Origin of the sequence: Neisseria sp. HMSC078C12 (assembly GCF_001838065.1) — a bacterium.
Taxonomy (GTDB): domain Bacteria; phylum Pseudomonadota; class Gammaproteobacteria; order Burkholderiales; family Neisseriaceae; genus Neisseria.
The window spans coordinates 551-25,498 of record NZ_KV835613.1 but is presented as its reverse complement, the minus strand read 5'-3'; the positions used below and the strand labels follow the sequence as shown (position 1 = coordinate 25,498).

Below are 24,948 nucleotides of genomic sequence, written 5' to 3'. Positions count from 1 at the left end.
TACATGCGGGCTACGGGGCTTGCTACGCTTACTACAGATAATAGAACAACACTAAAACAGCGGAACGAAATTAACCATATGAGCATCTTTAAAATTAATAAAATTGATCAAACTGCTACTGTACAGAATTTAATAGCATTCAAAGACAATCACATAAAAGAGCGGGATGTACAGAACATTATTAAATCCAATCCTAAAATTTTAGGCGAAGATTTACTTATTATTGGCGAAGAACTGTCCCCATGTGAAGATTCTAAAAAACGGTTAGATTTATTAGCACTGGATAAATCTGGGAAACTGGTTGTAATAGAACTGAAGCGGAATGACGACGGTTTCCACATGGACTTACAAGCTATCCGTTATGCCTCAATGATTAGGCTATTTAGTATCCAAGACGTTGTAAGGCATTACCAAGATTACGCACAGGAAAATGCCCAGGAAGAGATTACCGATTTCTTAGGCCAAGAAATAGATAAATTAGATTTTGATAACATTAGAATTATTCTGGTCAATCAAGATTTCTCTAGAGAATTAACCAATTCTGTATTATGGTTAAATGAACAGGGCTTAGATATCAAATGTATCAAGATTACTCAGTATGAAATAAACAACGAGCTGATTTGGGATGTAGATACTATTATTCCCGTCAAAGAGACTGAAGAATATCAGCTAAAAATCAAAGAAAAGAAAAGTTCAGATCAAGAAATAAAACGTGAACTTAACAGCAGAGATTATACAAAATATACATTTAACGGCAAACCCAACCTAACAAAAGGCCGTTTGGTTTTGGAAGTTGTTAGAAAATATTGCAAAGACAACCCAGAAACCGACTTTGCCAAATTGAGTCAAATTTTCCCTAAAAAATTACAAGGCCCAACAAATGGTGTATTGAATATATTTGGTGAGCTTAAGGATTATCAAAAAGAAGGTAAATTTTATATTAAGAATGGAGAAATCATTCAATTAAAAAATGGTGAGCAAATAGTAGTTTGTTCACAATGGGGGAAAGATAATCTTGACAATTTTATTGAACATATTACGCAAACTCTTGGTTATGAAATAGTTGCTCAATAATGAAATTTAAAAACCTGAATATCGTGTGAGAAAGTAAAAATGCCCAAACGTACCGACCTAAAATCCATCCTTATCATCGGCGCCGGCCCTATCGTTATCGGTCAGGCCTGCGAATTTGACTATTCGGGCGCACAGGCCTGCAAAGCCTTGCGTGAAGAAGGCTATAAAGTCATTCTGGTGAATTCCAACCCTGCCACGATCATGACCGACCCTGAAATGGCGGATGTTACCTACATCGAGCCTATTATGTGGCAGACAGTGGAAAAAATTATTGCCAAAGAGCGTCCTGACGCGATTCTGCCTACCATGGGCGGTCAGACTGCGCTGAACTGTGCGCTGGATTTGGCGCGCAATGGCGTGCTGGCGAAATACAACGTCGAGCTGATCGGTGCGACGGAAGACGCGATCGACAAGGCAGAAGACCGCGGTCGCTTTAAAGAAGCGATGGAAAAAATCGGCTTGTCTTGCCCGAAATCTTTTGTCTGCCATACCATGAACGAAGCTTTGGCAGCGCAAGAACAGGTTGGCTTCCCTACCCTGATTCGTCCGTCTTTCACGATGGGCGGTTCGGGTGGCGGTATTGCCTACAACAAAGATGAGTTCTTGGCTATTTGCGAACGCGGTTTTGATGCGTCGCCTACGCATGAGCTGCTGATTGAGCAGTCTGTTCTCGGCTGGAAAGAGTACGAGATGGAAGTTGTACGCGATAAAAACGACAACTGCATCATCATTTGCTCGATTGAAAACTTCGACCCAATGGGCGTGCATACCGGCGACTCCATCACTGTTGCGCCTGCACAAACATTGACCGACAAAGAATACCAAATCATGCGTAATGCTTCGTTGGCAGTATTGCGCGAAATCGGCGTGGACACGGGCGGCTCAAACGTTCAGTTTGCGGTAAACCCTGAAAACGGCGAGATGATTGTGATTGAGATGAACCCGCGCGTGAGCCGCTCTTCCGCGCTGGCTTCCAAAGCGACGGGTTTCCCGATTGCGAAGGTGGCGGCGAAACTAGCGGTCGGCTTTACGCTGGACGAGTTGCGCAACGACATCACCGGCGGCCGCACGCCTGCGTCGTTCGAGCCTTCCATCGACTATGTCGTGACCAAAATCCCGCGTTTCGCGTTTGAAAAATTCCCCGCCGCAGACGACCGCCTGACCACGCAGATGAAATCAGTAGGCGAAGTAATGGCGATGGGCCGTACCATTCAAGAAAGCTTCCAAAAAGCCTTGCGCGGTTTGGAAACCGGCTTGTGCGGCTTCAACCCTCGCAGTGAAGATAAAGCGGAAATCCGTCGCGAACTGGCCAACCCGGGCCCTGAGCGTATGCTGTTTGTGGCAGACGCGTTCCGTGCAGGCTTCACGCTGGAAGAAATCCACGAAATCTGCGCCATCGACCCTTGGTTCTTGGCACAAATCGAAGACTTGGTGAAAGAAGAAAAATCGGTTTCAGACGGCCAGTTGCAAGACTTGGATTATGCCGCTTTACGCCGTCTGAAACGCAAAGGCTTCTCTGACAAACGTTTGGCACAATTATTGAACGTAAGCGAAAAAGAAGTCCGCGAACACCGCTACGCGCTGAAACTGCATCCGGTTTACAAACGCGTCGACACCTGTGCCGCCGAGTTTGCCACCGAAACCGCCTACCTCTACTCTACTTACGAAGAAGAATGCGAATCCCGTCCTTCCGACCGTAAAAAAGTGATGATTCTCGGCGGTGGTCCAAACCGTATCGGCCAAGGTATCGAATTTGACTACTGCTGCGTTCACGCCGCGCTTGCCCTGCGCGAATCCGGTTTTGAAACCATCATGGTCAACTGCAACCCTGAAACCGTATCCACCGACTTCGACACCAGCGACCGCCTGTACTTCGAGCCGCTGACATTGGAAGACGTATTGGAAATCGTCCGCACCGAAAACCCATGGGGCGTGATTGTGCATTACGGCGGCCAAACCCCGCTCAAATTGGCCAATGCCTTGGTGGCAAACGGCGTGAACATCATCGGCACATCTGCCGACAGCATCGACGCTGCCGAAGACCGCGAACGCTTCCAAAAAGTATTGAACGACTTAGGCCTGCGTCAACCGCCCAACCGCATCGCCCACAACGAAGAAGAAGCCCTCGTTAAAGCCGAAGAAATCGGTTATCCGTTGGTTGTACGTCCTTCTTACGTACTCGGCGGCCGCGCCATGCAGATTGTTCACTCTGCCGAAGAGTTGCAAAAATACATGCGCGAAGCCGTACAAGTTTCCGAAGACAGCCCCGTATTGCTCGACTTCTTCTTGAACAACGCCATCGAAGTGGACGTAGACTGCGTTTCAGACGGCCAAGATGTCGTGATCGGCGGCATCATGCAACACGTCGAACAAGCAGGTATCCACTCCGGCGACTCCGGCTGCTCATTGCCTCCATACTCATTGGACGAAGAAATTCAAGACGAAATCCGCCGTCAAACCAAAGCCATGGCATACGCACTGGGCGTGGTCGGCTTGATGAACGTACAGTTTGCCGTACAAGACGGCGTGGTCTTCGTACTGGAAGTGAACCCACGCGCCAGCCGTACCGTACCGTTCGTATCCAAAGCCACCGGCGTACCGCTCGCAAAAGTCGGCGCACGCGTGATGGCAGGCATTTCACTGAAAGAGCAAGCCGTAGAAAAAGAAGTCATCCCGGACTTCTACGCCGTTAAAGAAGCCGTGTTCCCATTCATCAAATTCCCGGGTGTGGACACCATTCTCGGCCCTGAAATGCGCTCTACCGGCGAAGTCATGGGCGTAGGCGCAAGCTTCGGCGAAGCCTACTTCAAAGCCCAACTCGGCGCAGGCGAACGCTTGAGCACAACAGGCAAAGTGTTCCTCGCCGTACGCGACGAAGACAAACCGCTCATCGTCAAAACCGCACAAAACTTCCAAGCACTCGGCTACGGTGTCTGCGCTACTCGCGGTACCGCCGAATACTTGAAAGAACACGGCATCATCGTGCAAGCGGTCAACAAAGTGCAGGAAGGCCGCCCACACATCGTGGACGCCATTAAAAACGGCGAAATCGCACTGGTGGTCAACACCGTCGGCAGCACAGTACAATCTGTTACCGACAGCCACAGCATCCGCCGCACCTCCCTCACCCAACGCGTACCGCAATACACCACCATCGCCGGCGGCGAAGCCATGAGCGAAGGCGCAAAAAGCCGCGAACACTTGGGCGTATACAGCGTACAGGAATTGCATGGCCGTCTGAAAAACAAAGCCTAATCAGTCCTATCGGATTTAAATAGTTAAAAGGCCGTCTGAAACCTGATTGCTCAGTTTCAGACGGCCTTTCTGCAAAAATAAGGAAAACGTAATGAAACAAACTATTCAAGAAAAACTGACTCAAATTTCACTTGCCGAACCACTGCATTTTCTGCTGGCGGCGGAGAGCGGAAGCCGCGCATGGGGCTTTGCTTCGCCCGACAGCGATTATGATGTTCGCGCCATTTATATCCGTCCGCAGGAACATTATCTGCAAATTGATGAAACAAAAGATACGTTTGAATTTATTGAAAACCAATGGTTTGACGTAGGCGGCTGGGACATCCGCAAGGCTTTGCGCCTATTGAGAAAAAGCAATGCCGTATTGCTGGAATGGTTGCGTTCTCCGATTGTTTATACACAAGATGAGGCATTCATAGGCCGTCTGAACGAACTTGCGCCCCAATACGTCCAAGCCGCCGCGTTGTTGCACCATTATCGCGGTATCGCCGGCAATGCTTTGAAAGCCATGGATTTGGCGCAGCCGATTAAATTGAAGAAATGGTTTTACGTCTTACGCCCTTTATTGGCGGCACGCTGGGCAGTGAAACAAGGCGGTATTCCGCCAATGACTTTGGTTGAGTTGATGAATGAGTGGCAGACAGATTGTGCTACCCAAATTACTGATCTGGTTGCATTAAAAGCGGAGCAGAACGAAAGTTATCTGCACACATTATCGCCAGAGCTGCAAAAGCTGACTATTGACCTATATAACGAAGTTTCTGCCTTGTCTGCCCCTTCTGCCGAACCTGCCGATAACGAGCCTTTGAACGAATTGTTCCGTTCCACCTTGGCAACCATTTATCCGTAAAAGGCCGTCTGAATATGCTGACCCTCGAAGACTTGCATACGCAAAACCTGATTCTGCTCGAAGCCGTGTCCGGCAGCCGTGCCTACGGTTTGGCAACGCCCGAGTCCGATACCGACATCAAAGGCGTGTTTTACCTGCCCAAATCCATGTTTTACGGCATGGAATACATCCCGCAAATCAGCAATGAAACCAACGATATTGTGTATTACGAACTGGGACGGTTTATCAAATTGCTGCTGCAAAGCAATCCGAACACGCTGGAGCTGCTGGCTTCCCCTTCCGACTGTGTACGATACCGTTCGCCATTGATGGATGCGTTCAAAACCGAATGGTTTATCTCCAAAACCTGCCAGCAAAGTTTTGCAGGCTATGCCTACGGACAAATTAAAAAAGCACGGGGATTGAATAAAAAAATCAGCAATCCGATGCCGTCTGAAAAGAAAAGCATCCTTGATTTCTGCCACATCATAGAAGGCAGGCAAACCGTACCGTTACAGTACTGGCTTGCACAACGCGGAATGGAGCAAAGGCGTGTAGGCTTAATCAAAATAGCCCACGCCCGAGAACTTTATGCGCTGTTTTACGATGCCGACGGCACACTTGGCTACCATGGTATTGCACCCAAACCCGAAGCCTCAACGCTTTCACTCAGCACCATTCCAGAAGGCGAATCACCGCTTGCCCATCTGTCCTTCAACCAAGACGGATACAGCAGCTACTGCCGCGAATATGCCTCTTATCAACAATGGCTGGCAGAACGCAACGAAACACGCTATCAAGGCACGCAGGCGCACGGTCACGGTTACGATGCAAAAAATATGATGCACACTTTCCGCCTGCTTGAAACCGCGCGCGATATTGCCCTTCATGGCGAAATCCGTCCACGCCGTCCCAATCGTGACGAATTGCTGGCCATCAAGCGCGGCTCTTTTCCTTACGATGAACTGTTGGCGCGTGCAGAAACATTGATTAACGAAGTAGAAAATTTGTTCGCACAGTCCGATCTACCGGAAGCTGTAAACAGCACTTTGGCAATCAATGCCCTTGTCGAAATCCGAACCAAGATTTACGGATAAGAGAATCAAAAACAGAGGCCGTCTGAAATTATGTGTTTCCGCTTTTCAGACGGCCTTTTCATATTTCAAATTTCAACCGTCTATCCATCAAAACAACCTTTTCTGCCGTCTCCAAACAAGGGATAGCAACATGAAATATAATTTCGTTATTGATTGGATTTATATGACAAAATTGTTGTTTTTTCATCATAATCCAAAAATATCGAGTTTAACGCCTATTCTCCTTGCTTTATAATGGCCGTCTGAAATAAAAATACAATTAAAGCAGAAGCATGTCTTTGCAACTTAAGCAGATTTGCATAATTAAACATATGCTTTAATCATAATAATGATAAAATAATACGGCTTTCCTCTAAATTAAAGGGAAAACTGCACAAGAAACGGAAAATAAAATGAGTGTCGGATTATTGCGTGTTTTGGTTCAAAGCCAGACCATCTCAAATCAACAAGCGGAACATTACAACAGCCTTTTACAATCGGGCAAAGAAATCCTGCCCAACCTGTTTTCAGACGGCATCATCTCCCCTAAAGCTCTGGGAGAGTTAGTCGCGCGCGTATTCAGCTATCCCCTTTTGGATTTGCACTACTACCCGCGCAATAATGTAGTCAGCGAAATTCTGACGGAAGAGCAAATGGTGCAAAACCGTTGCATTCCGATTTTCAAACGCGGACGCAAGGTTTATTTCGCCGTATCTGATCCGACCCAAATCCAAAACTTTCAAAAAATCGCTTTTGCTTCAGGTTTAAGTGTCGACTTAGTAGTGGTTCCAGACGACCAACTCAGCTCATTGCTGGAATGGCTAGGCCAACGTTCGACCACCATTCTGAAAGAAATCAACGACGAACATGAAGCAACTCAGCAATCGCAATCACTTTATATCGACAATGAAGAAGCTGAAGACGGCCCTATCCCCCGCTTCATCCATAAAACCTTATCCGATGCCCTGAACGCTGGCGCATCGGACATCCACTTTGAATTCTACGAGCAAATGGCGCGCGTCCGTTTCCGCGTGGACGGACAATTGCGTGAAGTCGTACAGCCGCCTGTCGCCGTACGCGGCCAGTTGGCATCGCGCATCAAAGTGATGGCGCGTTTGGATATTTCTGAAAAACGTATTCCGCAAGACGGCAGAATTCAAATTGCCTTCCACAAACACGGCCGTCCGATTGACTTCCGTGTCAGCACTTTGCCGACGCTGTTTGGCGAAAAAGTGGTGATGCGTATCCTAAATTCCGATGGTACATCGCTCAATATCGACCAGCTCGGTTTAGAGCCTTTCCAAAAAGAAATGCTGCTTGAGGCCATCAACCGCCCTTACGGCATGGTGTTGGTTACCGGCCCGACAGGCTCGGGTAAAACCGTTTCGCTCTATACCTGCCTAAGTATTTTGAACACGGAAGATGTGAACATTTCAACAGCAGAGGATCCGGCCGAGATTAACCTGCCGGGCGTCAACCAAGTCAACGTCAATGAAAAACAAGGCCTGACGTTTGCCACCGCACTCCGATCCTTCTTGCGTCAAGATCCTGATATTATTATGGTCGGTGAGATCCGCGACTTGGAAACCGCCGACATCGCCATTAAAGCCGCCCAAACAGGCCACATGGTTTTCTCTACCCTGCATACCAATAATGCACCGGCCACGCTGTCCCGCCTTTTGAACATGGGTGTCGCGCCTTTCAACATCGCCAGCTCGGTCAGCCTGATTATGGCGCAAAGGCTGTTGCGCAGACTGTGTCCAAGCTGCAAACGCGAAGTGGAGCGCCCGCCGGTTCCGGCATTGAAAAAAGCCGGCTTTACCGATGCGGACTTGGCTCAAGATTGGAAGCTCTACCGCCCGGTTGGTTGCGACAGCTGCCGCGGCAAAGGCTTTAAAGGCCGCGTCGGTATTTATGAAGTCATGCCGGTCAGCGATGAAATGCAAAAAGTCATTATGAACAACGGTACGGAAGTTGATATCATGAACATGGCCTATCAGGAAGGCATGGTAGACCTGCGTCGTGCCGGCCTCATGAAAGTCATGCAGGGCCTGACTTCGTTGGAAGAAGTAACTGCTCATACCAATGACTAAACTGCCATATTTTCGAAAATTACAATAAAGCGGCACGGGGAAACAGTCCGCTTTATTTCTTACTAACAAGGGATAACTCATGGCTCAAGCAGAGCAAAAAAGAAGTCTGTTCGGTTCAAGAAGCAAAGGTAAGCGTTTTACATTTGAAGGAAAAAACATCGAGACCGAACGTCTTGTCCGCGGCGAAGTAGTTGCCAAAGATGAAGAAGAGGCGCGCAAAAAACTCCAGCGCAGAGGCATTCGTCCTTTGCGCATCAGCAAAGTCAAAACCGCACGCAAACGCCGTATTACCCAAGAAGACATCACAGTGTTTACGCGCCAACTGGCAACGATGATGAAGGCAGGCTTACCACTGATGCAGGCTTTTGAAATCGTTGCGCGCGGCCACTCCAACCCGAGTATGACCGAAATGCTGATGCAGGTTCGCTCCGATGTCGAACAAGGTAGCGCATTGGGTAAATCTTTCTCCAAATATCCAAAATATTTCGACCGTTTCTATTGCAATCTGGTCAGCGCAGGCGAGTCCGGCGGCGTACTGGAAAGCCTATTGGACAAACTGGCTGTCTATAAAGAAAAAACCCAGGCCATTAAGAAAAAAGTTAAAACCGCACTGACCTACCCGATTGCCATTATCGTGGTGGCGATTGCGCTTATCTTCATCATGATGATGTTTGTACTGCCTGCCTTTAAAGAAGTTTATGCCAATATGGGTGCAGAGTTGCCAAGTCTTACCCAACTTGTCATGAACTTGTCCGATTTATTCGTCGACTACGGCTGGATTATGATCATCCTCTTGATTGTTTCCGCCTTCGGTCTGTACAAACTCCATGAAAAATCGCCTACCTTCCAAAAACGAATCGATGCTCTGATTTTGAGACTCCCTGTTTTTGGTGCTATCGTCCGAAAAGCGACCATTGCCCGTTGGGCGCGTACGACCTCCACCCTCTTCGCAGCCGGCGTTCCTTTGGTGGAAGTATTAGATTCAGTTGCAGGCGCATCCGGCAATATTCTCTATGAAGAAGCCACTCAAGACATTCGAGCCAAGGTAACCCAAGGCCTGTCGCTGACATCCAGTATGCAAAGTACAGATATGTTCCCAAATATGGTGATCCAAATGGCAGCCATCGGCGAAGAGTCAGGCTCTTTGGACGATATGCTGAACAAAGCGGCCGAATTCTACGAAGATGAAGTAGACAACTCCGTCTCCCGATTGTCTGCCTTGATGGAACCTATCATCATGGTGGTATTGGGTTCGCTCATCGGTATTTTGCTGATTGCCATGTATCTGCCGTTGTTTAACTTGGGCAATGTCGTAGGTTGATATGCTTGATAGTATTTACTCTGCCATCGACGCCCTCTCCGTTCTTGCGCCATTCGCTATTCCTTTAGCCGTTATTTTAGGATTACTGATTGGTAGCTTTCTGAACGTCGTCATTTATCGTACGCCGATAATGATGGAGCGTGAATGGACACAATTTTCCAAAGAGCATTTGGGCATCGAGCTGACAGACGAAGAAAAACAGCCATTTAATCTGCGTAAACCGGATTCACGCTGCCCAAAATGCAAAAGTCCGATCAGATTTTGGCAAAATATACCCATCCTCAGCTATGTTTTCCTAGGTGGGAAATGCCACGCCTGCAAAACCCATATCAGCATACGCTATCCGTTGATTGAGCTGCTGACAGGTGTCTTATTCGGTATTGTCGCGTGGCAATACGGCTGGTCCTGGGCAACTATTGGCGGATTGATTCTGACTGCCATATTGATTGCGCTGACCTTTATCGATGCCGATACGCAATATTTGCCCGACAGCCTGACTCAGCCCCTAATTTGGATCGGCCTGCTGTTTAATCTGAACGATACATTCGTACCCCTTCATTCAGCCGTTTGGGGTGCAATCGCAGGCTATATGAGCCTTTATACTTTATGCGCCGTCTATAAACTTCTGACCGGTAAAATCGGTATGGGCAATGGCGATTTCAAACTTTTGGCTGCACTCGGTGCATGGCTGGGCGTAGGAATATTGCCTGTTCTGATCTTCATGGCTGCCTTAGTCGGACTGTTAGGCGCACTCATCGCCCGCATCGGTAAAGGTCAGTATTTTGCTTTTGGTCCCAGCCTCGCTTTAGCAGGATGGATTATTTTGGTTGCCAATGCACCTATTACCCAACTGGTACAATGGTGGCTCGTACAATCAGGATTCCGATAATGACATTATGGATAGGCTTGACCGGCGGTATTGGCAGCGGCAAATCATCTATCGCCCAAATGTTTGCCGAACTTGGCGTACCCATTATCGATGCCGATGCCATCAGCCGCTCACTGACCGCTGAAAACGGCGAAGCGCTTCCAGCCATCCGCCAGCTTTTCGGTGATGAGGTTTTTGACAGCAAAGGCCGTCTGAATCGTACGGCTTTACGGGAAGAAGTTTTCAGACGGCCTCAATCCAAAAAACAACTGGAAAACCTGCTTCTTCCATTAATCTTAAACAAAATCCAACAGCAGAAACAAAAACTTGCTTCCTCTGCCTACGGCATTGTCGATGTCCCGCTTTTAATTGAGAATCCGGCATTTAAAGCGGAGACCGACCGCATTTTGGTTGTAGATGTTCCAGAATCCGTCCAAATCGAACGCGTATATCAACGCAATGGTTTTTCAGAAGAACAGACGCGCCAAATCATGGCTACCCAAGCTTCCCGATCTGACAGACAGCTTCATGCCGACGACGTATTGGACAATACTCATAGCTTGGAAGAAGCAAAAATCAAGGTTGCCCGCCTGCATCAATACTATCAATCCATTGCACAATCACTGAAAGAAACTGCATGACCGCTCCTGTTGTAAAATGTCCAACCTGCCACAAAGAAGTCGTTTGGAATACCGACAGCCCCTACCGCCCTTTCTGCAGCAAACGGTGCAAACTCATTGATTTAGGCGAATGGGCTCAAGAAAAATACACCGTTTCTTCAGAAGACGACCCTTTTTCAGACCTATTGGACGGCAAATAACCTACGCCGCTTCCTTCAGCCTATCCAAAACAGGCTCAAAACAGTAAAATACCCTCTTTATTCCAACCTATTCCATCCACCATGCTCACCTTCCAACAAATTATTTTCAAATTACAAAACTACTGGGCAGACAAAGGCTGCACCGTTATCCAACCTTTCGATATGGAAGTCGGTGCCGGCACTTCGCATCCAGGCACCTGCCTGCGCGCATTAGGCCCGGAGCCTTGGTTTGCCGCTTACGTTCAACCCAGCCGCCGCCCCAAAGACGGCCGCTATGGCGACAACCCCAACCGCCTGCAACACTACTATCAATTCCAAGTTGCGCTCAAACCAGCTCCCGCCAATATTCAAGACCTCTACCTCGATTCCCTGCGCGAATTGGGTATCGACCCTAAAGTACACGACATCCGCTTTGTCGAAGACGACTGGGAAAACCCTACTCTCGGCGCTTGGGGCTTGGGTTGGGAAGTTTGGCTCAACGGCATGGAAGTAACCCAATTCACCTACTTCCAACAAGTCGGCGGTATCGACTGCTCCCCTGTACTCGGTGAAATCACCTACGGTATCGAGCGTCTCGCCATGTATCTGCAAGGCGTGGAAAACGTGTACGACCTCGTTTGGGCAAAAACCCTTGATGGCAACATCGTCACTTACGGCGACGTTTATCATCAAAACGAAGTCGAACAATCCACCTACAACTTCGAATATAGCGATGCCGATTGGCTCTTGCGCCAATTCAACGACTATGAAGAACAAGCCAAACGCCTGCTTGCAGTTGAAGACACCAGTCTTGCCCTGCCTGCTTACGAGCTTGTACTCAAAGCCGGCCACACGTTCAACCTCTTGGATGCACGCGGCGCCATTTCCGTTACCGAACGCGCAACCTACATCGGCCGCATTCGTGCACTGAGCCGTATCGTTGCTCAAAAATTCGTTGAAAGCCGCGAGAAACTGGGCTTCCCATTGCTTAAAAACCAATAAGCCCGCACATGCTTACCACGCCGCCCTTTGATACATTCAAGTGGCGGCGTTTCTATTTTCAGACGGCCTTAACGTCGCTGCCATCGCAAACACTTCCAGCCTGCTTTCAGGTAAAATAAGCCCTTTATTACATAAACCGTCTGAAAACATGAGTTCATCCTCTTCTGCAAAAACACCCTTTTTCTTACTTTCCCTCGTTGCCATCATTCTTGACCAACTGAGCAAATGGGAAATCTTGAAACACTTTACCGAAGGCGAACGCCTCAATATCATTCCAGGCTTTTTTGACCTGACGCTTGCCTATAATCCAGGCGCGGCATTCAGCTTTTTAGCCGACCAAGGCGGCTGGCAAAAATTCTTCTTTTTAGGTCTGGCCGTCGTCATCAGCCTGTATTTAGCCCGTGCCATCTGGCGTGATGAGTTTGGCCGCTGGGGCAAACTGGGGGCAGCCATGATTATCGGCGGCGCAATTGGCAATGTGGTTGACCGTCTGATTCACGGCCACGTTGTCGATTTTCTGCTTTTCTATTGGCAAAACTGGTTCTATCCCGCATTTAACATTGCCGACAGCTTTATCTGCGTTGGCGCGGTTTGCTTGGTATTAGATGGTTTGCTGCACAAAAAAACATCTTCAAACGACACAAGGGCCGTCTGAAAACGGAACACACATGACTCAAAAAACCATTATCCTTGCCAATCCCCGCGGCTTTTGTGCCGGCGTTGACCGCGCCATCAGCATTGTTGAACGTGCACTCGAAGAGTTCGGCGCGCCTATTTACGTCCGCCATGAGGTCGTTCACAACAAATTCGTCGTGGACAATCTGCGGGCAAAAGGTGCCGTATTTGTCGATGACTTGGCGGATGTACCCAAGGGTGCCACGCTGATTTACTCGGCTCACGGCGTATCCAAAGCCGTACAGGAAGAAGCGGCACAACGCGGTTTCCGCGTTTTTGATGCCACCTGCCCTTTGGTAACCAAAGTCCATAAAGAAGTAGCCCGCCTCGATGCCCAAGATTACGAAATCATCATGATCGGCCACAAAGGCCACGTCGAAGTAGAAGGCACAATGGGACAGTTGCCCCCGGGTAAAATGTTTTTGGTTGAGACAGTGGAAGATGTAGCCGGGCTGAACGTCAAAAATCCTGACAAGCTGGCCTACGTGAGCCAAACTACTTTATCGGTGGACGAAACCAAAGACATCATTGCAGCTTTGAATCAACGCTTCCCCAATATCCGCAATCCGCACAAAGAAGACATCTGCTACGCCACAACCAACCGCCAAACTGCCGTTAAAGAATTGGCGGAAGAATGCGATCTCGTGATTGTTGTCGGCTCGCCCAATTCTTCCAACAGCAACCGATTACGTGAAGTAGCCGCATTGCGCGGAGTTGATGCCTATATGGTCGATAATGCTTCCTATCTGAAAAAAGAATGGTTTGAAAACAAAACCAAGGTCGGTGTGACTGCCGGCGCATCCGCTCCCGAAGTCTTGGTTCGAGAAGTCTTACAAACCATTCAAGACTGGGGACATGAGACCATACGTGAAGGAGAAGGCGTAGAAGAAAGCATTGTATTTGTCTTGCCTAAAGAATTGCGCCGCGAGGGCGAAAACAAGCAAATTCTCAATAAAGGGTAGGCTTGTTATTTGCTTTATTTGAAACTCAAGGCCGTCTGAAAATTTTCAGACGGCCTTGAGTTTATTTTGCCAATAAAAAAGACCTGCCTTAAAGGCAGGTCTTTTCATACCTTATCCTGATTATTTCTCAGGAGTGTGTTGCTGGCGGCGCAAGATTGCCGGAATTTCAAAGTCATCCAGTACAGACTGGTTGCTGAAATCAGCCGCAGTCAGGTTCATAGAACGGATATTGCGGTTGGTACGAACCAGGCTTTCAGCACTGCTTTGGCTTTGAGCTTGAGGTGCTTCTTCCGCACCGCGTACCAATTGTTGGGTACGGGCAGCAGCGCGCAGTTGGTTGTCAGTACCGTTTTCTTTCAAGCCGGTAGCAATAATGGTAATACGGATAGCGTCTTCGCTCATGCTCTCGTCTTCGGCAGCACCAAATTTGCATTCCACTTCAGGGTGTGCATTTTGGTTGACGATACGCATAATCTCGTTGAATTCAGACATTTTCAGGCAACCAGGAGCAGTGGTAATGTTTACCAATACACCGCGTGCACCATCCAAAGTAACATTATCCAAGAGCGGGCTGGAGATGGCTTGATCGGTAGCCAAACGGGCACGGTCGATACCTTGCGCGAAACCTGAACCCATCATGGCGATACCGCGATTGCTCATCACGGTTTTCACGTCGGCGAAGTCCAAGTTGATCATGTCGCTAGGGCAAGTCACCACTTCGGAAATACCGGCAACCGCGTCACGCAATACATTATCGGCCGCACGGAAAGCTTCGCGCATGGTCACGTCTTCGCCCAAGGCAGTCATCAATTTATCGTTCGGGATAATAATCAGGGAGTCAACGCGCTCTTTGAGTTGATCCAAACCTGCTTGAGCGATGTGTACGCGTTTGCCTTCGTAAGCAAACGGACGGGTTACAACCGCAACGGTCAGGATACCCATTTCTTTAGCGATTTCAGCTACAACAGGAGCAGAGCCGGTACCTGTACCGCCACCCATACCGGTAGTGATGAACAGCATGTTTGCACCGCGGATGGCATCTTCGATGGCTTCGCGATCTTCTTGGGCTGCGGCGCGGCCGATTTCAGGATTTGCACCGGCACCCAAACCGCGAGTCAGGTTTGTACCCAATTGAATGCGTTTAGCCGCATTGTTTTTAGCCAATGATTGCGCATCGGTATTGGCACTGATGAACTCAACACCATGAATAGTGTTGGCAACCATGTTGTTGATGGCATTACAGCCGCCGCCACCCAAACCGATAACTTTAATAACAGCAGGGCTTGTTGCTGATTCTGCTACGTCGTAAACAAATTCCATTCAATAATCCTCCGCGCCCCGCTTTATAAGGACGGTTCAAAAATAACTTATTATCCGTATTATATAAGAAGTATCCTGATACTGGCAAAAATCTTCTTATCATCCGACTGTCGGCGTTATATTTTTACTACAATTTTTAACAGAAAATATACAAGTTTTAAATTATTCACTTAGCAATTATTTAAAACCGTTTAATTCTACTTAAATATTCAGGACAAACGGATTCTACACCGCCTGCCCTGAACGCTTTTATCAGAAATTGTCTCTGAAGAATCTTTGGATTTTTTCCCACAGACCCATTTTTTTGCCTGAATCATTCAGGGCAATCGCACCGGTTCGGCTGGTTTGTTCACCCTCCTCGGCAGCATAGGCCGTCTGAAGCAGGCCAATTGCTGTTGAATAGCGTGGATTACGGATACGCTCAGATACACCGCCCATTTCCTGTGGAACACCGATACGTGCCGGCAGGTTGAAGATTTCTTCCGCCAACTCAACAATACCGGTCAACATAGAAGCACCGCCGGTCAAAACGATACCGGAAGTCAGCACTTCTTCAGGGAAGCCGGAACGGCGCAATTCGTTCAGCGTCAATTCCAAAATTTCTTCTACGCGCGGACCGATGATTTCAGCCAATACACGGCGTGAAATTTGACGTGATTGACGGTCACCAACGCTAGGAACTTCAATCATTTCATCCAAGCCGTCCATAGTCGGAATGGCAGCACCGTAATGGATTTTGATGTACTCAGCTGCACTGTGCGGCGTACGCAAGGCTTGTGCCAAGTCTTTGGTAATCAAATCACCGGCAACGGGAATAACCGCAGTATGGCGGATTGCACCATTGGTATAAACCGCGATGTCGGTCGTACCGCCACCAATGTCGATGACACACACGCCCAAATCTTTTTCGTCTTCAGTCAAAACGGCGTGCCCGCTTGCCAAAGGCTGAAGCATGATTTGATCCATTTGCAGGCCACAGCGTTGGATACATTTTTGGATATTTTGCAAAGCAGTATTCGCACCGGTAATGATGTGTACGCGGGTATCCAAACGCACGCCGCTCATGCCGATAGGCTCTTTCACACCGGGTTGGTTGTCGATGATGTACTCTTGAACCACGGTATGCAAGATATTGTGATCAGGCGGAATATTGATGGCTTTGGCAGTTTCGATGGCACGATCGATGTCGGCTTGCGATACTTCGCCATCTTTAATTTTGACCACGCCTTGTGAGTTCAGGCTGCGGATATGGTTACCGGCAATACCGGTGACAACGTGGGAAATTTTGGTATCTGCCATCAGCTCGGCATCTTCTACCGCCTGACGAATGGCTTGCGCGGTAGCGTCGATATTGGTCACCATACCTGCACGCAGGCCGCGTGAAGGGCTTTGGCCCAAGCCGACAATGTGGATTTCATTATCTTCCCGAATCTCGCCGATTAAGGCGATGACCTTGGACGTACCAATGTCTAAGGCACTGATATATTTATTTTGTTGTTGTTCCATAATTGCTCGTTCGCTATGTTGTCTGACTGACGGTTTGATTATTTTTGAAACAAGATTGCTTCACGTCTAATCGGCTATTCACTGTCGGAAGGGTTTTCAGACGGCCTGTAACGGACTGAAAAACCATCCTTATAACGCATATCGACATACTCGATACGACTTTGTTTTTTACGCAGCAGCGACGGCCAAATCTGGGCAAACTGCTGCAAACGTTTGATTTCGTTTTCACGCCCCAAGCGCACGGTAATGCCGTTGTTCAATACAAGCAGCCATGCCGAACGCGGCGTGTAGATCAATTCTTTGATGGTCAGTTTCAACGGACTCAAAATACCGGAAAAGTCCGCATAATGTTTGACCATGTCTTTGCCTGTCCCCTGCTGCCCTTCAAATATAGGCAGATCCTGTTTCAGGCTTGTGGCAAACACATTGCCCTTACTGTCCACCAAGCCGCCAGCGCGCCAGTGTGCAACCGGCACACGCTCGGTCAGGATAATTTCCACAGTTTCCGGAAAACGGCGGCGCACCATTGCCGAGTCAATCCAAGGCAACTCCTGAAAAGCGGCCTGCGCCGAATCAATATCGGCGCGGAACATATTGCCCCTGATATGCTCTCGTGCAACAGTTTGCAATTCTTTGCCGGAAGCATATTTCAGCTTGCCCTGAATAGCAATCTGTTTCACAGGGAAATATTTGGAATTGTAAAGCCAAGCTATGCCCGAACCTATCAGCAGAAAGGCCATCAGCAACAATAGCCGGCGGGTCAGCCGACCCAGTGCGCCTGCATCATCCCACATGAGCGGTCTTCAAAATCTCAATACATAAATCAGCAAAATCTACGCCGGTATGGGCTGCAGATTTTGGCACCAAACTGTGGCTGGTCATACCGGGCAAGGTATTGATTTCCAAGAGATACAGCTTACCGTCCGTATCTTTCAGGAAGTCCACGCGCGAACAGCCGTCCGCACCAATCGCCTGCGCGCCACGCACGGCCAGTTCGCGCATCAGGTTTTCCTCCGCCTCGCTCAAATCTTCCGACGGGCATTGATAAACCGTATCGTCGCGGTTGTATTTGGCTTCGTAGTCGTAAAACTCGGTAGCCGGAATAATATGAATGCTGGGCAGGCCTTTGCCGTTCAATACCGGGCAAGAATACTCGCCGCCGCCGATGAAGCGCTCGGCAATAATTTCACCCTGCAAATGTTTCAATTCTTCGTAAACGCTTTTCAGACGGCCTTTTTCTTTGACTTTTACCACGCCGACGCTGCTGCCTTCCGCGGCGGGTTTCACAAACATCGGCAGGCCCAATTTTTCTTCAACGGCATCAAAGTCGCTGTCGTCATGCAATACGGCAAACTCAGGAACAGGCAAGCCCACAGCCTGCCAAATCAGTTTGCAGCGGTATTTGTCCATACCCAGCGCGGAAGCGGCCACCCCGCTGCCGGTATAAGGAATACCCATCAGTTCCAATGCGCCCTGAATCGCGCCATCCTCGCCGAAAGTGCCGTGCAAAATATTGAAGGCCGTCTGAAAACCTTGTGTTTTCAATTCAGACAACGGGGTTTCTTTGGGGTCGAACGCATGGGCATCCACGCCTTTGCTTTTCAAGGCAGCCAAAATAGCGGCGCCGCTGTCCAGAGAAACTTCGCGCTCACTGGAGAAGCCGCCCATCAACACGGCCACTTTGCCAAAATTCTGCATAATTTCTACTTTCTTAAATACTGATACAGGCCGTCTGAAATATTGTTCAGACGACCTATGTGTCCTCAAAGGCAAATATGCCTGTTTATTATGATTGTTTCGACAATTCCACCAATGCAGACGGAACGCGGTTGATGCTGCCGGCACCCATATTCAACACGACATCGCCGTCTTGCAAAACATTCAGCAACATTTGCGGCAGGTCGGCAACGTTTTCGCAGTAAATCGGCTCAAGTTTGCCCAATACGCGGATGGCGCGTGCCAAGGCGCGGGAATCGGCTGCGGCAATCGGCTCTTCGCCTGCAGCATAAACTTCGGTCAACACCAGCGCATCGACAGTATTGAGGACTTTGGTAAAGTCTTCAAATAAATCGCGCGTGCGGGTATAGCGGTGCGGTTGGAAAGCCAAGACCAAGCGTTTTTCAGGGTATGCGCCACGTGCAGCGGCCAGAGTTGCCGCCATTTCGACAGGATGGTGCCCATAATCGTCCACCAGCAGCGCGGTTCCGCCGTTTGGCAATTTGATGTCGCCATATTTTTGGAAACGACGGCCGACACCTTCAAAGCCGAGCAAGCCTTTTTGAATGGCTTCAACCGATGCGCCAACTTCCAGCGCAACGCCGATAGCCGCCAAAGCATTGAGGACGTTGTGGCGGCCGGGCATATTCAAAACAACTTCAAACGGCTCTTGCTCATGTCCTTTCATTTGAACATGAACGGTAAATTTCATTTGTGCACCGACGTTTTCAATATCGGTCGCGTAGATATCGGCAGTATCGTCCAAGCCGTAAGTGGCGTAAGGTTTGCTGATTTTCGGCAAAATCGCGCGGACGTGTTCGCTGTCGATACACAAAAAGGCTTTGCCGTAGAACGGCATACGGTGAATGAAGTCGACAAACGCCTGATGCAGTTTCTCAACGCTGTGTCCGTAAGTGTCCATATGGTCTTCGTCGATATTGGTTACGACGGACATAATCGGCGTCAGATACAGGAAAGAAGCATCGGATTCATCGGCTTCGGCAACAATGTATTCGCCTTTACCCAAACGGGCGTTGGTACCAGCGGCATTGAGCTTGCCGCCGATAACGAAAGTCGGGTCGAGTCCTGCCGCGCCGAGAATAGAAGCAGTCAGGCTGGTGGTTGTGGTTTTGCCGTGCGTACCGGCAATGGCGATACCATCGCGGAAGCGCATCAACTCTGCCAACATCAGCGCGCGCGGAATGACAGGGATTTGCTGTTCCAACGCTGCAACGACTTCGGGATTGTCTTTTTTGACGGCGGTAGAGGTAACAACCACGTCGGCACCATTGACGTGTTCGGCAGTATGGCCGGGATAAACTTGGATGCCGAGAGCGCTCAAATGCTCGGTAACGGCATTACGCGCCTGATCCGAACCGGAAACTTTAAAGCCCAAATTGTGTAAGACTTCGGCAATACCGCTCATGCCGACGCCGCCGATTCCGACAAAATGGATGTTGGTGACTCGATTTTTCATCATAATGTTGCGTTCCGGTTGGTTTTTAGTGCGTAAAGGCGTTATTTTAAAGGGCTATCCGCTTCTGCGCTATGCTTTTATTGTAAAGGAATTTTAACAAAAGCAATAAAGGCCGTCTGAAACGCCGTTAATCAACTTTTCAGACGGCCTTGAACAAAGTCTGCCTGCTTATTCGGTACAGGATATGGCAATTTCCGCCACATCGTCCGCACTGTGCGGCAACGCCAAGGTACGGGCATTTTTCGCCCATTTCAGGCATTTTTCACGATTCAAGCCGCCGAGGATTTCGGCCAGTTTTTCTGCCGTCAGTTGAGTTTGCGGCAGCAGCAAACCGGCTTCGGCCTGCACCATAAAACGCGCATTGGCTGTTTGATGGTCGTCCACCGCGTGCGGATACGGCACCAGTAGCGCCCCCAAACCCGCAGCCGTCAGCTCGGCAATCGTCAGCGCGCCGGCACGGCAAATTACCAAATCGGCATCACGGTAGGCGGATACCATATCGGTAATAAATTCCACGCACTCGGCTTGCACACCCAACGCATCGTAATCCGCCTGAAGGTTGCCCAATTTATTGCGTCCGGACTGATGATACATTTGCGGACGGGCTGCTTCCGGCAACAATGCCAAAGCTTGCGGAACGGTTTTGTTCAACACATCCGCACCTAAACTGCCACCGACCACCAAAACTTTCAGACGGCCTTGACGGTTTTCAAAGCGTTCTTCGGGAACAGGCAATGCCGCAATATCGGCACGGACAGGATTACCCACCAATCCGCCTTCATGTTGAAAGGCTTTGGGGAAAGCATACAGAACACGTTTTGCCCAACGCGACAGTTGGCGGTTGGACAAACCGGCTACGGCGTTTTGCTCGTGAATCACAATCGGCACACCGGAAATTTTTGCCGCCACGCCGCCGGGGAAAGTAACGAAACCGCCAAAACCGATAACGCACTCGACACGGTGTTTCTTAATAATCTGCTGCGCCTCGCGGACGGTTTTATACAGCGTAAACGGCAACATCAGCTTACGCTTGATGCCGTTGCCGCGGATGCCTTTAATCGCCAGCGTTTCCAAGCGTATGCCGTATTGCGGCACGATACGCTCTTCCATCGAATCTTTACTGCCCAGCCAAATCACATGATGGCCGCGCTTTTGCAGCGACTCGGCAACCGCCAATGCAGGAAAAATATGGCCGCCCGTACCGCCGGCCATCAGCATAAAAGTTTTACCGCTCATGGTTTTACTCCACCGAATAACCGCGCATTTTTTGGCGGTTTTCATAATCAATGCGCAATAACAAAGTAACGCACACCAGCATGATAAAGACAGCCGAACCGCCGTAAGACATAAACGGCAAAGTCAGGCCTTTAGTGGGCAGGATACCGATGTTTACACCGATATTGAAGAAACTTTGAATACCAATCCAAATACCAATGCCGTTGGCGATGTACGCGCTGAACATCAAGCCCGAATCACGCGCCTGCTTGCCGATGGAAAACGCGCGCCACACCAGCCAGCCGTAGCAGAACACCAAAACCAGCATCCCTAAAAAGCCGAATTCTTCGCCGATGACGGCAAAAATAAAGTCCGTGTGCGCTTCCGGCAGATAGAAACGTTTTTCCAAACTTGCGCCCAAACCCTCGCCAAACCAGCCGCCGCGCGCAATCGCCATCAAAGAATGCGTCAACTGATAGCCTTTACCCAAAGGATCGCTCCACGGGTCCAAAAACGCCGCCACACGCGCCATACGGTAAGGCGCGGCCAAAATCAGCAAACCCATTCCGCTCACAACGGTCGCCACCAATACGGCAAAATACTTCCACGGAAAGCCTGCCAAAAACAGCATACCCATGGTAATCACGACAATCACGACAAACGAGCCGAAATCCGGCTGGCCCATAATCAAAACCAAACCGACCGCCACCGACATAATCGGCAGAATCAGGGTTTTAAACTTACGGAAGCGTTCCTTTACCCTTACCCAAGCTTCACTTTTAAAAGGGCTGCACACCAAATCGCCAATACCGGTAAACAAAGACGACCAACCCAAAGAATCCAAATCGCGCAACATTTCTTCACGGCGCGTAAACAGGCTGGACAAATACAAAACCGTTGCCAATTTGAAAAACTCGGTTGGCTGCAAGTTGAGCGGCCCGATATGAATCCAGCGCGTCGCGCCGTTAATCTCACGGCCGACAAACAAAACCAGCAACAGCAGCAAACCGGAAATGACAAAATAAAACGGAATAATCCGCCGCCAAAAGCTCATTTTCAGCAGGAAAAGCGGCAAGCACATGGCCACCGTAAACAGGATAAACATTGCCTGTTTGGACACAAAAGAAAACTGGCTGCCCCCATCCGATGCCGCATATGCAATAGAGGCCGAATAAATCATTACCAAGCTGAAGGTCGTCATCAAAACGACCATCCACAAGAGAGAAACATCAAACTTCCGACCATCGCGCGCAATCGGCCGGTCAAGCATTTTGGAAAGACTAATCATGAAAACATCCGTAACGGCTTGAATAAAATATTCAGACGGCCTGCAAATGGGCAAGAGGCCGTCTGAAAAAATGAATTAACGTTATTTTAAAGGTTTATTTCCAAACCAACAATTCAGAATCTACGGTTAGAAAAGAGAAAACGTGTTGACCTATCTTTAGGGATGACGATCGGTTTGTTTGAGATGAAACCCCGGCCTCAAATCCCCTACCCTGCCGAGTTTTCAGACGGCCTGACAAGCAATCGACTACCCGTTCCAACCGCCCATCACTTCAACAGGCATAAAACCTACGGCAGAATTTCAATTTCCGCATTGTGTTTCACACTGCGGTAGAGTTCGTCGATTTCCTCGTCCGTTACCGCGATGCAGCCGTTGGTCCAATCTTTTTGCAGGTGTTTTTTACCGATAAATCCCCAGCCGTTTTTCATGCCGTGGATTTTAATCAGCCCGCCCGGGCTTTTGCCTTGTGCCGCAGCGTAGGCTTTGTCGGCTTCGTTGGGATAGGAAACGCCGAGATTTTTATGGTAGCCGCTGTTGGGATTACGCTCATTGATGCGGTATTTCCCTTCGGGCGTTTTGCCGTCGCCTTCAAACTGTTTATGCCCGACCGGCTGCTTGCCCAACGAAATGGGATAGGTTTTCAGCAACCTGCCTTGCGAGTACGCCGACATAATGCGCTTGCTTTTATGCACAACCAATCTGTCAATAACCGCATCTTCAGGCAACGGCGCTTCACTTGGCGTAGCAACGGTTGTCGTGGAACGAATCGGCGCGGCAAACCAAAACACCAAAGCGGCGACAGCCGAAAGCACGACTGTCGCCAAGCCGATCTTCAAACCCACTTTCATCTTTCAGACGGCCTTACAAAGCTTTGAACGCCTCGATAAACACTTCCGAACGGTGCGCATAGCCTTTGAACATATCGAAGCTCGCACAAGCTGGGCTGAGCAACACGATATCGCCCGCTTCGGCTTGGGCATATGCCGTCTGAACCGCTTCTTCCAAAGTGGCGCAGTCGATCATATTCAGACCGCAGCCGTCCAAATCGCGGCGGATTTGCGGCGCATCGACACCAATCAGGAACACACCTTTTGCCTTGCCGGCAAGCGCGTCGCGCAGGGGCGTGAAGTCCTGCCCTTTGCCCATGCCGCCCAAAATGACGAAGAGCGGATTTTGCAAACCGGCAATCGCGGCGGCGGTCGCGCCGACGTTCGTGCCTTTGCTGTCGTCGATGAATACCACGCCGTTTTTCTCGCCGATTTTTTCCACACGGTGCGGCAGGCCTTGGAAAGTTTTGACGTGTTCGAGCAATGCTTCGCGCGGCAAACCGACGGCCTCGCACAAAGCCACGGCAGCCATAACGTTGGCGGCGTTATGCAAACCTTGCAGCGGGATGTCTTGCGTAGAAATCAAATCTTCATTGCCTTGTTTCAGGCGGCCTGTCTCACGTTCTAACCAAAAATCGGCTTCGTGTTCCAACGAAAACCATTTCACCTCGCGCCCGGCGCGCTTCATCGCACGGCAGAACGCATCATCCGCATTCAAAACCTGTACGCCATCGCCACGGAAAATCTTATCCTTGGTATGCGCATAGTCGAGCAAGTCGTCGTAGCGGTCGAGATGGTCTTCAGAAATGTTCAGCACCGTCGCCGCAGTCGGGCGCAGGCTTTCAGTGTTTTCCAGTTGGAAGCTGGAAAGCTCCAACACCCACACGTCCGCCTTTTTGCCTTCACGCTGCAATTCCGCCTCCAAAACCGGCGTACCGATATTGCCCGCGATGACGGTATCCAGCCCGCACTTGATGCAGAGATAGCCGACCAAGCTCGTTACCGTGGTTTTGCCGTTGCTACCGGTAATCGCAATCACCTTGTCGCCGCGACGGTTCACAATGTCCGCCAGCAATTCGATGTCGCCCAACACGCGCCCGCCGTTTTGCTTGAACGCCTCGATATCCGGCTGACGCTCGCTGATGCCGGGACTGAGCGCCAGAATATCGAAACCATTATCCAACGCATCTTTCAGACGACCCGTATAAAACACCAGCCCGTCAAACATCTTCCCGATTTGAGACACGCGCTCGGCTTTCAGCTCCGCATCATAAGCGGCAACCTCCGCACCGTTTTTGCGCAGATAGGCAATCATGGAAATACCCGTGCCGCCAAGCCCGGCGACGAGGATTTTTTTGTTTTGAAAAGTCATTTTGGTTTTGTCCTAAAACAAATCATATTGAGCAGAAAGATGTCCGTTCCTGCTCAAGCCGCTTTCAGACGGCATCGCGAGCTGTTCAATAACCCAGCTTCAAACGGCGGTAATTGTCGCAGCCTTTTTGGTTTCCGCTGTCGCAAGCCTTACCGTACCATTCTTGGGCAAGGGCGCTGTCTTGGCGCACGCCTTGCCCTTGTTCATACATCACGCCCAAATTATTTTGGGCTTGGGCATGCCCTTGTTCTGCAGCCCTACGATACCACTGCA

General features: G+C 49.5%; 21 protein-coding genes and 1 pseudogene. 12 read left to right on the top strand and 10 right to left on the bottom strand.

Annotation, left to right across the window (positions count from 1 at the left end):
• The first annotated feature begins 78 nt into the window (after window positions 1–78).
• The 12 genes from HMPREF2596_RS08500 to ispH all read left to right on the top strand — a co-directional run bounded on the left by HMPREF2596_RS08500 (window position 79) and on the right by ispH (window position 13,954).
• Window positions 79–1,074, top strand: a complete 996-nt coding sequence (locus HMPREF2596_RS08500) for a PDDEXK family nuclease (protein ID WP_168167170.1) — start codon at window positions 79–81, stop codon at window positions 1,072–1,074.
• Between the two features lie 39 nt (window positions 1,075–1,113).
• Entirely contained in the window at window positions 1,114–4,329 is a 3,216-nt protein-coding gene (gene carB / locus HMPREF2596_RS08495; protein WP_070585153.1) for a carbamoyl-phosphate synthase large subunit, read from the top strand.
• Window positions 4,330–4,420: 91 nt separating this feature from the next.
• The gene (locus HMPREF2596_RS08490) at window positions 4,421–5,179 is read left to right on the top strand and encodes a nucleotidyltransferase domain-containing protein (RefSeq protein WP_070585155.1); all 759 of its coding nucleotides are present in this window, start codon (window positions 4,421–4,423) and stop codon (window positions 5,177–5,179) included.
• Between the two features lie 14 nt (window positions 5,180–5,193).
• Complete coding sequence (locus HMPREF2596_RS08485; protein ID WP_070850725.1) at window positions 5,194–6,255, top strand: nucleotidyltransferase domain-containing protein; 1,062 nt, start codon at window positions 5,194–5,196, stop codon at window positions 6,253–6,255.
• Window positions 6,256–6,647: 392 nt separating this feature from the next.
• Window positions 6,648–8,327, top strand: coding sequence for a type IV-A pilus assembly ATPase PilB (gene pilB, locus HMPREF2596_RS08480; protein ID WP_070850724.1), 1,680 nt, complete (start codon window positions 6,648–6,650; stop codon window positions 8,325–8,327).
• A gap of 79 nt (window positions 8,328–8,406) precedes the next feature.
• The gene (locus tag HMPREF2596_RS08475) at window positions 8,407–9,648 is read left to right on the top strand and encodes a type II secretion system F family protein (protein ID WP_070850723.1); all 1,242 of its coding nucleotides are present in this window, start codon (window positions 8,407–8,409) and stop codon (window positions 9,646–9,648) included.
• 1 nt (window position 9,649) lies between these two features.
• The gene (locus HMPREF2596_RS08470; protein WP_070850722.1) at window positions 9,650–10,537 is read left to right on the top strand and encodes a prepilin peptidase; all 888 of its coding nucleotides are present in this window, start codon (window positions 9,650–9,652) and stop codon (window positions 10,535–10,537) included.
• Window positions 10,537–11,157, top strand: a complete 621-nt coding sequence (coaE, locus tag HMPREF2596_RS08465) for a dephospho-CoA kinase (RefSeq protein ID WP_070850721.1) — start codon at window positions 10,537–10,539, stop codon at window positions 11,155–11,157. The genes HMPREF2596_RS08470 and coaE overlap by 1 nt, the downstream gene beginning before the upstream one ends.
• Window positions 11,154–11,336 (top strand): DNA gyrase inhibitor YacG, encoded by a 183-nt coding sequence (gene yacG / locus HMPREF2596_RS08460; protein WP_003682475.1) that lies wholly within the window; start codon window positions 11,154–11,156, stop codon window positions 11,334–11,336. The genes coaE and yacG overlap by 4 nt, the downstream gene beginning before the upstream one ends.
• Window positions 11,337–11,417: 81 nt before the next feature.
• Window positions 11,418–12,317 carry a glycine--tRNA ligase subunit alpha gene (gene glyQ / locus HMPREF2596_RS08455; RefSeq protein ID WP_070850720.1) on the top strand — a complete coding sequence of 300 codons (900 nt, stop codon included), beginning with the start codon at window positions 11,418–11,420 and terminating at the stop codon, window positions 12,315–12,317.
• A 148-nt stretch (window positions 12,318–12,465) separates the two neighbouring features.
• Complete coding sequence (gene lspA / locus HMPREF2596_RS08450) at window positions 12,466–12,972, top strand: signal peptidase II (RefSeq protein WP_070850719.1); 507 nt, start codon at window positions 12,466–12,468, stop codon at window positions 12,970–12,972.
• A gap of 13 nt (window positions 12,973–12,985) precedes the next feature.
• The gene (gene ispH, locus HMPREF2596_RS08445; RefSeq protein ID WP_070850718.1) at window positions 12,986–13,954 is read left to right on the top strand and encodes a 4-hydroxy-3-methylbut-2-enyl diphosphate reductase; all 969 of its coding nucleotides are present in this window, start codon (window positions 12,986–12,988) and stop codon (window positions 13,952–13,954) included.
• A 120-nt stretch (window positions 13,955–14,074) separates the two neighbouring features.
• Here ispH and ftsZ read toward each other — a convergent pair whose 3' ends face one another.
• The 10 genes and pseudogenes from ftsZ to HMPREF2596_RS08395 all read right to left on the bottom strand — a co-directional run.
• A complete protein-coding gene (gene ftsZ, locus HMPREF2596_RS08440) occupies window positions 14,075–15,274 on the bottom strand; it encodes a cell division protein FtsZ (protein WP_003748303.1) in 1,200 nt (399 codons plus the stop codon).
• 252 nt (window positions 15,275–15,526) lie between these two features.
• Entirely contained in the window at window positions 15,527–16,780 is a 1,254-nt protein-coding gene (ftsA, locus tag HMPREF2596_RS08435; RefSeq protein ID WP_070850717.1) for a cell division protein FtsA, read from the bottom strand.
• 74 nt (window positions 16,781–16,854) lie between these two features.
• Entirely contained in the window at window positions 16,855–17,574 is a 720-nt protein-coding gene (locus tag HMPREF2596_RS08430) for a cell division protein FtsQ/DivIB (protein ID WP_070850716.1), read from the bottom strand.
• Complete coding sequence (locus HMPREF2596_RS08425) at window positions 17,564–18,478, bottom strand: D-alanine--D-alanine ligase (RefSeq protein ID WP_003748301.1); 915 nt, start codon at window positions 18,476–18,478, stop codon at window positions 17,564–17,566. Before HMPREF2596_RS08425 ends, HMPREF2596_RS08430 begins: the two co-directional genes overlap by 11 nt.
• Before the next feature lie 88 nt (window positions 18,479–18,566).
• A complete protein-coding gene (gene murC, locus HMPREF2596_RS08420; RefSeq protein WP_036493406.1) occupies window positions 18,567–19,976 on the bottom strand; it encodes a UDP-N-acetylmuramate--L-alanine ligase in 1,410 nt (469 codons plus the stop codon).
• Window positions 19,977–20,141: 165 nt separating this feature from the next.
• Window positions 20,142–21,209 carry an undecaprenyldiphospho-muramoylpentapeptide beta-N-acetylglucosaminyltransferase gene (murG, locus tag HMPREF2596_RS08415; RefSeq protein ID WP_003748297.1) on the bottom strand — a complete coding sequence of 356 codons (1,068 nt, stop codon included), beginning with the start codon at window positions 21,207–21,209 and terminating at the stop codon, window positions 20,142–20,144.
• A 4-nt stretch (window positions 21,210–21,213) separates the two neighbouring features.
• Window positions 21,214–22,476: an FtsW/RodA/SpoVE family cell cycle protein gene (locus HMPREF2596_RS08410; RefSeq protein WP_036493408.1), complete on the bottom strand. Its 1,263-nt coding sequence runs from the start codon at window positions 22,474–22,476 to the stop codon at window positions 21,214–21,216.
• A gap of 287 nt (window positions 22,477–22,763) precedes the next feature.
• The gene (locus HMPREF2596_RS08405) at window positions 22,764–23,324 is read right to left on the bottom strand and encodes a L,D-transpeptidase family protein (RefSeq protein WP_070850715.1); all 561 of its coding nucleotides are present in this window, start codon (window positions 23,322–23,324) and stop codon (window positions 22,764–22,766) included.
• Window positions 23,325–23,337: 13 nt separating this feature from the next.
• The gene (gene murD / locus HMPREF2596_RS08400; protein ID WP_070850714.1) at window positions 23,338–24,675 is read right to left on the bottom strand and encodes a UDP-N-acetylmuramoyl-L-alanine--D-glutamate ligase; all 1,338 of its coding nucleotides are present in this window, start codon (window positions 24,673–24,675) and stop codon (window positions 23,338–23,340) included.
• Between the two features lie 85 nt (window positions 24,676–24,760).
• Window positions 24,761–24,948, bottom strand: a pseudogene (locus HMPREF2596_RS08395) (SEL1-like repeat protein); the annotation flags it as partial.

Coding starts and splice junctions, on each gene's coding strand:
- HMPREF2596_RS08410 (WP_036493408.1), bottom strand. CDS start 22,476: ATGATTAGTCTTTCCAAAATGCTTGACCGGCCGATTGCGCGCGATGGT.
- pilB (WP_070850724.1), top strand. CDS start 6,648: ATGAGTGTCGGATTATTGCGTGTTTTGGTTCAAAGCCAGACCATCTCA.
- yacG (WP_003682475.1), top strand. CDS start 11,154: ATGACCGCTCCTGTTGTAAAATGTCCAACCTGCCACAAAGAAGTCGTT.
- ftsA (WP_070850717.1), bottom strand. CDS start 16,780: ATGGAACAACAACAAAATAAATATATCAGTGCCTTAGACATTGGTACG.
- ftsZ (WP_003748303.1), bottom strand. CDS start 15,274: ATGGAATTTGTTTACGACGTAGCAGAATCAGCAACAAGCCCTGCTGTT.
- HMPREF2596_RS08470 (WP_070850722.1), top strand. CDS start 9,650: ATGCTTGATAGTATTTACTCTGCCATCGACGCCCTCTCCGTTCTTGCG.
- lspA (WP_070850719.1), top strand. CDS start 12,466: ATGAGTTCATCCTCTTCTGCAAAAACACCCTTTTTCTTACTTTCCCTC.
- carB (WP_070585153.1), top strand. CDS start 1,114: ATGCCCAAACGTACCGACCTAAAATCCATCCTTATCATCGGCGCCGGC.
- coaE (WP_070850721.1), top strand. CDS start 10,537: ATGACATTATGGATAGGCTTGACCGGCGGTATTGGCAGCGGCAAATCA.
- ispH (WP_070850718.1), top strand. CDS start 12,986: ATGACTCAAAAAACCATTATCCTTGCCAATCCCCGCGGCTTTTGTGCC.
- HMPREF2596_RS08475 (WP_070850723.1), top strand. CDS start 8,407: ATGGCTCAAGCAGAGCAAAAAAGAAGTCTGTTCGGTTCAAGAAGCAAA.
- glyQ (WP_070850720.1), top strand. CDS start 11,418: ATGCTCACCTTCCAACAAATTATTTTCAAATTACAAAACTACTGGGCA.
- murG (WP_003748297.1), bottom strand. CDS start 21,209: ATGAGCGGTAAAACTTTTATGCTGATGGCCGGCGGTACGGGCGGCCAT.
- HMPREF2596_RS08490 (WP_070585155.1), top strand. CDS start 4,421: ATGAAACAAACTATTCAAGAAAAACTGACTCAAATTTCACTTGCCGAA.
- murC (WP_036493406.1), bottom strand. CDS start 19,976: ATGATGAAAAATCGAGTCACCAACATCCATTTTGTCGGAATCGGCGGC.
- HMPREF2596_RS08485 (WP_070850725.1), top strand. CDS start 5,194: ATGCTGACCCTCGAAGACTTGCATACGCAAAACCTGATTCTGCTCGAA.
- HMPREF2596_RS08430 (WP_070850716.1), bottom strand. CDS start 17,574: ATGTGGGATGATGCAGGCGCACTGGGTCGGCTGACCCGCCGGCTATTG.
- murD (WP_070850714.1), bottom strand. CDS start 24,675: ATGACTTTTCAAAACAAAAAAATCCTCGTCGCCGGGCTTGGCGGCACG.
- HMPREF2596_RS08425 (WP_003748301.1), bottom strand. CDS start 18,478: ATGCAGAATTTTGGCAAAGTGGCCGTGTTGATGGGCGGCTTCTCCAGT.
- HMPREF2596_RS08405 (WP_070850715.1), bottom strand. CDS start 23,324: ATGAAAGTGGGTTTGAAGATCGGCTTGGCGACAGTCGTGCTTTCGGCT.
- HMPREF2596_RS08500 (WP_168167170.1), top strand. CDS start 79: ATGAGCATCTTTAAAATTAATAAAATTGATCAAACTGCTACTGTACAG.